Source organism: Nitratireductor sp. GCM10026969, assembly GCF_042660605.1.
Lineage (GTDB): Bacteria > Pseudomonadota > Alphaproteobacteria > Rhizobiales > Rhizobiaceae > Chelativorans.
The window spans coordinates 1-9,254 of record NZ_JBHSUM010000158.1; the positions used below are offsets into that span (position 1 = coordinate 1).

At 65.4% G+C, this 9,254-nt stretch carries 10 protein-coding genes; 5 read left to right on the forward strand and 5 right to left on the reverse strand.

The window, feature by feature from the left end; genetic code table 11:
* Positions 1-371 (forward strand): nucleoside deaminase (locus ACFP9U_RS21160; RefSeq protein ID WP_378624498.1); only part of this gene is annotated, 371 nt, incomplete at its 5' end.
* Positions 372-380: 9 nt separating this feature from the next.
* Here the strand turns inward: ACFP9U_RS21160 and ACFP9U_RS21165 are convergent.
* The 3 genes from ACFP9U_RS21165 to ACFP9U_RS21175 form a co-directional block, all read right to left on the reverse strand.
* On the reverse strand, positions 381-1,046 hold the full coding sequence (locus ACFP9U_RS21165; RefSeq protein ID WP_378624499.1) for a hypothetical protein: 666 nt from the start codon (positions 1,044-1,046) through the stop codon (positions 381-383).
* 230 nt (positions 1,047-1,276) lie between these two features.
* On the reverse strand, positions 1,277-4,210 hold the full coding sequence (ileS, locus tag ACFP9U_RS21170; RefSeq protein ID WP_378624501.1) for an isoleucine--tRNA ligase: 2,934 nt from the start codon (positions 4,208-4,210) through the stop codon (positions 1,277-1,279).
* Between the two features lie 423 nt (positions 4,211-4,633).
* Complete coding sequence (locus ACFP9U_RS21175) at positions 4,634-4,918, reverse strand: DUF1127 domain-containing protein (protein ID WP_322453928.1); 285 nt, start codon at positions 4,916-4,918, stop codon at positions 4,634-4,636.
* Between the two features lie 132 nt (positions 4,919-5,050).
* Here ACFP9U_RS21175 and ACFP9U_RS21180 point away from each other — a divergent pair, with 132 nt between their 5' ends.
* The 3 genes from ACFP9U_RS21180 (at position 5,051) to ACFP9U_RS21190 (ending at position 7,365) form a co-directional block, all read left to right on the forward strand.
* On the forward strand, positions 5,051-6,007 hold the full coding sequence (locus tag ACFP9U_RS21180) for a LysR family transcriptional regulator (protein ID WP_378624502.1): 957 nt from the start codon (positions 5,051-5,053) through the stop codon (positions 6,005-6,007).
* 63 nt (positions 6,008-6,070) lie between these two features.
* Positions 6,071-6,565: a GNAT family N-acetyltransferase gene (locus tag ACFP9U_RS21185; RefSeq protein WP_322453930.1), complete on the forward strand. Its 495-nt coding sequence runs from the start codon at positions 6,071-6,073 to the stop codon at positions 6,563-6,565.
* 197 nt (positions 6,566-6,762) lie between these two features.
* On the forward strand, positions 6,763-7,365 hold the full coding sequence (locus ACFP9U_RS21190; RefSeq protein WP_378624504.1) for a DUF2585 family protein: 603 nt from the start codon (positions 6,763-6,765) through the stop codon (positions 7,363-7,365).
* 43 nt (positions 7,366-7,408) lie between these two features.
* Here ACFP9U_RS21190 and ACFP9U_RS21195 read toward each other — a convergent pair whose 3' ends face one another.
* Complete coding sequence (locus ACFP9U_RS21195) at positions 7,409-7,696, reverse strand: YciI family protein (protein ID WP_378624506.1); 288 nt, start codon at positions 7,694-7,696, stop codon at positions 7,409-7,411.
* A gap of 42 nt (positions 7,697-7,738) precedes the next feature.
* On the reverse strand, positions 7,739-8,320 hold the full coding sequence (locus ACFP9U_RS21200; protein ID WP_378624507.1) for a TetR/AcrR family transcriptional regulator: 582 nt from the start codon (positions 8,318-8,320) through the stop codon (positions 7,739-7,741).
* Positions 8,321-8,513: 193 nt separating this feature from the next.
* Between ACFP9U_RS21200 and xseA the strand changes: the two genes are divergently transcribed.
* On the forward strand, positions 8,514-9,254 hold a 741-nt coding region (gene xseA, locus ACFP9U_RS21205; RefSeq protein ID WP_378624509.1), incomplete at its 3' end, for an exodeoxyribonuclease VII large subunit.

Genomic DNA, 9,254 nt, shown 5'->3' on the forward strand with positions numbered 1-9,254 from the left:
ACGGCGCCGTGCTTGCGCGGGCGGGCAACCGCACGCGCGAATACAGCGATCCGACGGCGCATGCCGAGATCCTGGCGCTGAGGGCCGCCTGCCGGGCCGAGGCCTCCGAGCGGCTTCCCGGCGCCAACCTCTATGTCACGCTCGAGCCCTGCGCCATGTGCGCGGCGGCCATTTCCTTCGCGCGCATCCGCCGGCTCTATTTCGCCGCTGGAGACGAAAAGGGAGGCGGCGTCATCCATGGCGGGCGCTTCTTTAGCCAGCCCACCTGCCACCACGCGCCGGAGGTCTACGAAGGTCTCGGCGAGCGCGCGGCGGCGCAGCTGCTCAAGGATTTCTTTTCGCTCAGGCGTGCCGCATCCGAGGACGGCTGATTCCCGGCTTCAGTCCAGCCAGGGGATGAGCTTGCGCAGGCCGCCACCCGACTCTTCGCTCGCGGCCTGGCGCTTCTTCTTCCACTCATCCTCGCCGAGTTGGTCGGCCGGCGCGGTCTCCGCGGGCTGACGGTACTCCACCGGCGGGTCGCTCAGATAGCGCCGGGTATTGGGGCTGCCCTGCCGCGCCATCTGCTTGCGGCGCTGGAATTCCGCGCGCTGCTCTTCCCGCTTCTGACGATCGGCCGAGAGGCCCTCGGGCTGATTTTCGCTGTGGTGAATGTCGCGGATGACGTTCGGACGGTAGTACGGATTGTCCTGGTTCGCCGTCGCCTCCGCACGAACCCGCGCTAGGCGCTCCTCGGGCGATTCGGGCCAGGCCGGGTTCTCGCGCGCCGCATCCTCCTGGGGTGGCGGCAGCACCTCGGTGGAGGGCGGCTTCACGAGGCCGGCGCGCGGCGCGTAATTGATCGGCTTCTGCCTATCCGGCTTGAGCGACAGAGCGCCGGTCAGGTCCTCCACCAGTTGCTTTTCCGCGGTGGTTCCGGTGCCGTAGGTGGTGCCGCCGCATGCGGAAAGGGCGGCGACGGCGGCGAGCAGACCCGCTCGGGCCATCAGCGATGCCGTGCGTGGTCTTCCGCGGCCGATGCGCATGCCAGTGTGCAGCCTGCTCACGTCCAACTCTCCTCAGCGCCTGGGACCCGACGATCGCGGCCCCATACCATGCCTTCTCGCCGCCGAATCCGACGAGATGATGGCGCGTTCATGCCGGCCTTTTACCGGACGTGCCTGCCGGACGCAACGGGCCCGCCGACGCGCACCGTTCAACACCGCGCCTCATCCGGCAGAGGAAGGGCGCTAACGGCCTTTCCCTCCGCATCGCGCCTCGAACCGATGCACCAGGCTCAAAGCCGGCCCAGCGCCCTCAGCTCGCGCAGCGCTGCGGCATCGCGGGCGGAAACGTCGGGGAACTCGGGATCCGAGCCCACATCCTCCGTATAGCGCCAGGAGCGCGCGCATTTGATGCCGGAGGCCCGCTTGAACACCACGCCCACGCCCTTGACGTCGTCGAGGGTGAAGGCGTCGGCCGGCGGTGCATCGTCGCGGATCTCTATTCCGCTGGTGATGCAGATCTCCGCCATGTCGCGGTCGGCGATCGCCGCGCGCAGGTCGGGATCGGTCACATGGACGATCGGCGCCGCCTCAAGCGAGGCACCGATGGTCTTCTCCCGGCGCTCGATCTCCAGCGCGCCCATGACCACCCGGCGCACCTGACGCACCTTGCGCCATTTCTCCGCCAGATTGTCGTCGCGCCATTCGGCGGGCACCTTGGGGAACTGGGCCAGATGCACAGACGCCGCGTCCGGGTAACGCTCCAGCCAGGCCTCCTCCGTGGTGAAGGGCAGCATCGGCGCCATCCAGGTGACCAGGCAGTCGAAGAGCCGGCGGATGACCTGGATTGCCGCCTTGCGCCGCGTGCTCGACGGCGCGTCGCAGTAGAGCGTGTCCTTGCGCACGTCGAAGTAAAAGGCGGACAGCTCCACGACCATGAAATCGAGCAGCGCCCGCATGATGCGCTTGAAGTCGAAACTGTCGTAGCTCTTGCGCACCAGCGCATCGAGCTCGGCCAGCCGGTGCAGCATCAGCCGCTCCAGCTCCGGCATGTCGGCAAAAGCCACCGCCTCGCCCTCGTCATGGGCGAGCGTGCCCAGCATCCAGCGGACGGTGTTTCTCAGCTTGCGATAAGCATCGATGTTGGTCTGCAGGACGTTCTGGCCGAGGCGCTGGTCCTCCCAGTAGTCTGTGGTGACCACCCACAGGCGCAGTATGTCGGCGCCCGATTTCGCCATCACGTCCTGCGGCACCACCGTGTTGCCGAGCGACTTCGACATCTTGCGGCCTTCCTCGTCCATGGTGAAGCCATGGGTGATGACCGTATCGTAGGGCGCGCGGCCGCGCGTGGCGCAGCTTTCCAGAAGCGAGGAATGGAACCAGCCGCGGTGCTGGTCGGAGCCTTCGAGATAGACGTCGGCGGGCCATTTCAGGTCCGGCCGGTCTTCCAGGGTAAAGGTATGGGTCGAGCCGGAATCGAACCAGACATCCAGGATGTCCATGACCGGCTGCCACGGCTCGTTGGCGCGGGAACCCAGGAAGCGCTCCCTTGCGCCCTCGGCGAACCAGGCGTCGGCGCCTTCCTTCTCGAAAGCCTCGAGAACGCGGGCATTGACCGCCTCGTCCTTGAGGATTGCGCCATCCTCGTCGACGAAGATGCAGATCGGCACGCCCCAGGCACGCTGGCGCGAGAGCACCCAGTCGGGCCGCTCCTCGATCATGGAGCGCAGCCGCGTCTGGCCGGCGGCCGGCACGAAGCGGGTCTCGTCGATGGCCTTGAGGGCACGGGTGCGCAGCGTGGTGCCGTCGCCCAGCCCCTTGTCCATATGGACGAACCATTGCGGCGTGTTGCGGAAGATGACCGGCTTCTTCGAGCGCCAGGAATGCGGGTAGGAATGCTTCAGCCGCCCGCGCGCGAAGAGCATGTCCTTTTCGATCAGGGCGTCGATGACGGCCTTGTTGGCATCGCCCTTCTTGCCCTTGTCGTCGATCACGCGCGCCGGCCCGCCTTCGCGGTCGGGGCCGAAGCCCGGCGCATCCTTGGTGAAGAAGCCGCCGTCGTCCACGGTGAACGGGATCGTCGTATCGACGCCGCGCGCCTCCAGCTTCGCGCGCGCGTCCATCCACGCGTCAAAGTCCTCACGGCCATGACCGGGTGCCGTATGGACGAAGCCGGTGCCGGCTTCGTCGGTGACGTGCTCACCGGGAAGGAGCGGGACGGGGAATTCATAGCCGCCGCCAAGGCCCTTGAGGGGGTGGGTGCAAACCTGGGGAAAGAGCTCACCAGGACTTACCTCGCGCAGGCGCTGGTATTTCAGCTTCGCCTTAGCAAAGGATTCCTCCGCCAGCGCATCAGCAAAAATTAGCTTCTCACCAGCTTGAGGTCCGAAATCGTTCTCCGCCGCCGTGACTTCGTAAAGGCCGTAGGCGATACGCGGCGAGAATGAGATCGCGCGGTTGCCGGGGATGGTCCATGGCGTCGTCGTCCAGATGACGACATATGCACCCGTCAGGTCTGATATATCCTCTTGAGTGGGTCCATGTGCACGGCGGATCGGAAACTTCACCCAGACCGTATCCGACTCATGGTCGTGATACTCGACCTCCGCCTCGGCCAGCGCGGTCCTTTCCACCACTGACCACATGACCGGTTTCGAGCCGCGGTAGAGCTGGCCGGACATGGCGAATTTCAGCAGCTCGCCGGCGATGCGGGCCTCCGCATGATAGGCCATGGTGAGATACGGGTTCTCGAAATCGCCGATCACGCCGAGGCGCTCGAATTCCTCCGTCTGCACGTTGATCCAGTGCTCGGCGAAGTCGCGGCATTCCTTGCGGAACTCGTTGACCGGCACCTCGTCCTTGTTCCTGCCCTTGGCGCGGTACTGCTCCTCGATCTTCCACTCGATCGGCAGGCCGTGACAGTCCCAGCCGGGCACGTAATTGGAATCGTAGCCGCGCATCTGGAAGGAGCGCGTGATGACGTCCTTCAGCACCTTGTTCAGCGCATGGCCGATATGAATGTTGCCGTTGGCATAGGGCGGGCCGTCATGCAGCACGAAGCGCGGCCGGCCCTCGGCATCTTCGCGCAGGCGCTTGTAGAGGTTCATCTCCTGCCAGCGCGAGACGATCTCGGGCTCCTTCTTGGGCAGGCCCGCCCGCATGGGGAAGCTTGTCTGCGGCAGATAGAGGGTCTTGGAATAGTCCAGCTTTTCGGAAGTGTCGGTCATCATTTCGCCGTGCAAATGCGAAGCGGAATTGGCCTCGCCGATCACAATATCATCCTTCGACAGGCTCAGGAGGCGGATGGCGCCCCTTCAAGGCGCAAGAAAACCCGGACCTTCCCGCAGGCTCACGCCGCGCGGAAGGCCGGGCCGATAATTCGTATTGTCACCTGCCGGCGCGGCGCCGTGGAGGCTTGGCCGTGGCAGGTCGGAGGGAAACCGGCGCCCGTCATCATGGCCGCGCTTGTAGCCGAGAGCGGCAGAAGAATAAAGGGCAGATTGACATGGCCAGACCAGCGGGCGGCCCTGTCCGCTCGGGAAGCGCATGGCAAAAAAAAGCCCGGTTCACGAGGAACCGGGCAATCTGCAGGCAGCCGGGGGGAAACCGGCGTGATGGGAGTAAAATGCCTGCATGGGAGATCTGTCGGGTCAGGCTCGACGGCGCATCGCGCTCTCGGCCCTCTCGCGGTCCTGCCTGACACGCATCAGGCGGCGAATGGGATCGTCGAGGATCGGCCCTTCCTGGGCGCGCGCGACATCCTCGCGCGTCAGGCCGATGTCGCGAAGCTCCCAGTCGGTCAGTTCATCGAGCCGGCGCATGGCGTGGCGGTTTTTCATCAGCCGCCAGGTTTCGCCAGCAAGGCGCACCAGGCGCACGGCCAGGCCCACCCGGCCGGTGGCTGCGGTCTGTGCGACGGTCTGTTGGACTTGCATGGCAAAGCTCCTCGGCGGTCAGTCGGCCTGCGCCCGCCCCGTTTCATACAAATTTGTCCCATGAAAACATTGATTAGTCGAACGAATGTTTTTAATCTTTTGCATCAATTATCATGATGTAAGGGGCCTGCCATGGCCGCACCGCTCGATCTCGACCAGCTTGCAACCTTCGTCGCCATCGCCGACACGGGCAGCTTCACGCGGGCGGCCGAGGAGGTGCACCGCACACAATCGGCCGTCTCCATGCAGATGCGCCGCCTGGAGGAGCGCGTCGGCAAGCCGCTCTTCGAGAAGGACGGGCGCACCAACCGCCTCACGGAAGAGGGCGAGAAGCTCCTGCCCTATGCGCGGCAGATGCTGCGGCTCAACCGGGAGACGCTGGCCGCCTTCGACGACGAATGCCTGGAGGGCCACATCCGCATCGGCATGCCGGACGATTATGCCGAGCGTTTCCTGCCGGAGATCATGGCCCGCTTCTCGCGCTCCAATCCGCGCGTGGAACTGTCGGTGCTGTGCGAGCCGACGGCGAATCTCGTGCAGCACGTGCGCCAGGGGAACCTCGACCTGGCGCTCGTCACCGACGAGGACGCTTCCGACATCGTGCGCCGCGAGCCGCTTCTATGGGTGGGTTCGGCCAACCATTCCACGCACGAGCGCCCGGTCCTGCCGATGGCCTTCGGCCGGCCGACCTGCTCCTGGCGCCGCGCCGCCTGCGAGACGCTTTCACGGACGAACCGTGAGTACCGTATCCTCTTCACCAGCTTCTCGGCCACGGTGATCTCGGCGGCCGTGCTCTCCGGCGTGGCGGTTTCAGTGCTGCCCGAATGCGCGCTGCGCCCGGGCATGCGGGTGCTGGGCGAGAACGAGGGCCTGCCGGCGCTGCCCGAGTGCCGGATCGGCATGATGCGCGGGCGCACCAGCCAGCTCGAGGTGGCCGACGCGCTCGCCCGCCACATCATCGAGAGCCTCGACAACATCTCCGTGCCCATGGCGGTCAACGAGGCGGAAGGCTTCGACTTCGCCTCGCTCCCCCACCGCGCCCGCCGCAGCAAAAGGCTGCGCCCGAGCCAAATCCTGCCTGGGTGGTGAGATGACCGGTATGTTCGCGGCGGACGAAAGAGGCCGTTGCGGTGTTCAAGGGAATCCTTCGCGATGACGCCCCAGCTTCGCCTCCGCCCCGCATCTCCAGAAGACAGGGACGCACTCGGCGCACTCAAGCTGCGGTCGTCGCTTGCATGGGGCGATCACATCGATGAATTGCTTGCGCTTCCCGAGGCGCGGCAAGTCCCGGCGGCGCATCTGCCGTTCATCGTCGTGGCGGAGCTTGCCGGGAAGGTCGTCGGTTTCGCAACCATCCTGCCGGAAAACGAGGATTTCCAGGCCGAACTGGAAGACATGTTCGTTGCACCCGCGGCATGGCGCAAGGGCGTCGGCAGGCAGCTTCTTGACGAAGCCGAGTCGCGCGCCGTCGCGCGCGGGGCGCGCTTCGTAAGGGTCGTCGCCGGCGAGCGGGCGCGCCCCTTTTACGAAGCCTGCGGCTATCGTGTCATCGGGACGGCCATGACCACGTTTGCGCCGGCGCTCGAAATGCACAAGGACCTGCGGCAGACCCGCGGAGCCCGCCCGGACGGCATCCTTTACCCGTAGTCCGCGCCTTGTCCTTGCGTTGATCCTGCCGGTGCGATGGGACCGCCCATCGGGCACCGTGCAGCCGATTGCCAGCATAACAGGTGTTCCTTGCCGAAATTACGCCTTCAAGTGGTGGTTGATCGAGCGCGCGATTCGCGGCGCGAGTCCGCGTCGCTGACAAAAGACACGAACACCGAGAGAACGCTGGAAACCAGATGACGGAAAACGCGCAATTCTCGCCCGATACGGCGGCACGGTGGCGCTTCCTCGCCCTGTGCACGCTTGCCGCCGCCGGTATCATCGCCGTTCAAGCGATCGTTTTGCACCTGTTGGGGCAGCCGGCGATCTGCGATTGCGGATACATCGCATGGTGGTATCCGGATTCCTCGGGCCCGCAGACCTCCCAGCACATCGCGGACTGGTACAGCTTCAGCCATCTCCTCCACGGTCTGATCTTCTACTTCCTTTTCTGGCTGCTCGCCCCGCGGGCGTCCTTCGGCACCAGGCTCATTCTGGCGGTGGCGCTGGAGGCGGGCTGGGAAATTGCCGAAAATACTCCGATGGTCATCGACCGCTACCGCCAGACCGCGCTTGCGCAGGGCTATTTCGGCGACAGCATCGTCAATTCCCTGTCCGATACCCTCGCCGCCGTCATCGGGTTCTTCCTCGCCCGAGCCTGGCCGGTATGGATGAGCGTCCTCGTGGTGGTCGCCGTGGAACTCGTTCTTGCCTATGCGATCAGGGACAACCTGACCCTCAACATCCTCCAGTTGATCCATCCCGTGGATGCCGTTTCGCGGTGGCAGACCGGCGGCTGAGGGGCGGCGAATGGCGAGAAGCCCGGGCAGGCGGACGGCGCGTTCACCCCTTGAGAAAGCTCAGCCGCTCGTCAGTGCGGTTGGGTTCGATTTCGAGGATTTCGGCGCGCACCACGTCCTCCTCGACGAACGGATCCTCCTTCACCCGGGCCTCAATCTCGGGACGCGTCGTATCGTGCGCCAGGACCGCTCCGCCCCCATCGGGCCTCAGGCTTCCGACGAGGAGAAAGATACCGTCGTCGACGCCGCGCTGGATCCACGCCTTGTGCCCTTCCATGAAGCGGGGGGCCTGCGCTTTGTTCTCGGAAAATCTGAGTAGAACGACAAACATGAAATCAGGCATCCTTTGCGTTTGTTGAACAAAGGACCGCGTTTACGATGACGCGGCCCCTTCGGCGCGGGCCTCCAGCCAAGCGCACATCTGGTCGACCTCGTGACGGATGAACTCCTCGTCATGAAAGGCGTTGGCCAGCGTGGCCACGCCCTGGCTGCGGGCAAGGACATGCATGGCGAGGGCGTCGGCGTCCGCCTCCCGACCGAGCAGCACGAACTGGCGGCGCAGCCAGTTCCGAAACAATGTGAAGATCCCGTTGGCGTCTTCCTGGGCGACGTGCTCCAGCTTGGCCAGTTCCGCGCACAGCGTTCCGACAGGGCAGCCATAGGCCATGATCTTCGTGCGGTTCGCGATCACGATCCGGATGAAGCTGCGAATCCGGTCGGCCGGCCCCTCCCCCTCGTCTTCCCAGTGCTCGAGCATCCTGCGCGTATTGGCCAAACGCAGGGCGATCACAGCATCGAGGATCTCGTCCTTCGTCCTGAAATGATAGTAGAAGTTCCCGCGGGAGATCTGCACGACGTCGGCGATATCCGCGAACGAGGTGTGCGCGTAGCCCTGCTGGTAGAACAGCTTATCGGCGGCATCGACAATCTGCTCGCGGGTCGTGCTGGCGGTCACCCAAGCGTCTCCATCGCATGACAGCGCCGACTAAGACGCTTGTCCTAGACAAGGATTAGGTCATATGTCCTAATCCGTCAAGCAACCCTCGAGGAGTTGAGAAGAGCGCATGCAGGGCCCGGTTCGGACGAAATCCGCCGCCCTCGCGGCCCCCCGGCTTGACCCGGCGCCCCCCAACCGGCTCAATCGGCCCATGAGCAAAGCTGAAAAAAGCGATTCGCTGACCAACGTCGCCGAGTTCTCGGTGAGCGAGATCTCGGTCGCGCTCAAGCGCACGGTGGAGGATGCCTTCGGCCATGTGCGCGTGCGCGGGGAGGTCTCGGGCTACCGGGGGCCGCATGCCTCCGGCCATTGCTATTTCTCGCTCAAGGACGAACGCGCGCGCATCGAGGCGGTGATCTGGCGCGGCACCTTCTCGAAGCTGAAATTCCTGCCGCAGGAGGGGCTGGAGGTGGTCGCCACCGGGCGGCTGACCACCTATCCCGGCTCCTCGAAATACCAGATCGTCATCGACTCGATCGAGCCGGCGGGCGCCGGCGCGCTGATGGCGCTTCTGGAAGAGCGCAAGCGCAAGCTCGCCGCCGAGGGCCTGTTCGCGGAGGAGCGCAAGCGGCCCCTGCCCTTCATGCCGCGCGTGATCGGCGTCGTCACCTCGCCGACGGGTGCGGTCATCCGCGACATCATCCACCGCATCACCGACCGGTTCCCCGTCCACGTGGTAGTCTGGCCCGTGCGCGTGCAGGGCGAGACGACGGGCGAGGAGGTGGCGGCCGCGCTCACCGGCCTCAACGCGCTTTCACCGGAAGGCGGCATCGCCCGGCCGGACGTCATCATCGTCGCGCGCGGCGGCGGCAGCCTGGAGGATCTCTGGGGCTTCAACGACGAGGCGGTGGTGCGCGCCGTCGCCGCCTCGAACATTCCGGTCATCTCCGCC

Coding starts and splice junctions, on each gene's coding strand:
- ileS (WP_378624501.1), bottom strand. CDS start 4,210: ATGACCGACACTTCCGAAAAGCTGGACTATTCCAAGACCCTCTATCTG.
- ACFP9U_RS21175 (WP_322453928.1), bottom strand. CDS start 4,918: ATGCAAGTCCAACAGACCGTCGCACAGACCGCAGCCACCGGCCGGGTG.
- ACFP9U_RS21180 (WP_378624502.1), top strand. CDS start 5,051: ATGGCCGCACCGCTCGATCTCGACCAGCTTGCAACCTTCGTCGCCATC.
- ACFP9U_RS21185 (WP_322453930.1), top strand. CDS start 6,071: ATGACGCCCCAGCTTCGCCTCCGCCCCGCATCTCCAGAAGACAGGGAC.
- ACFP9U_RS21190 (WP_378624504.1), top strand. CDS start 6,763: ATGACGGAAAACGCGCAATTCTCGCCCGATACGGCGGCACGGTGGCGC.
- ACFP9U_RS21195 (WP_378624506.1), bottom strand. CDS start 7,696: ATGTTTGTCGTTCTACTCAGATTTTCCGAGAACAAAGCGCAGGCCCCC.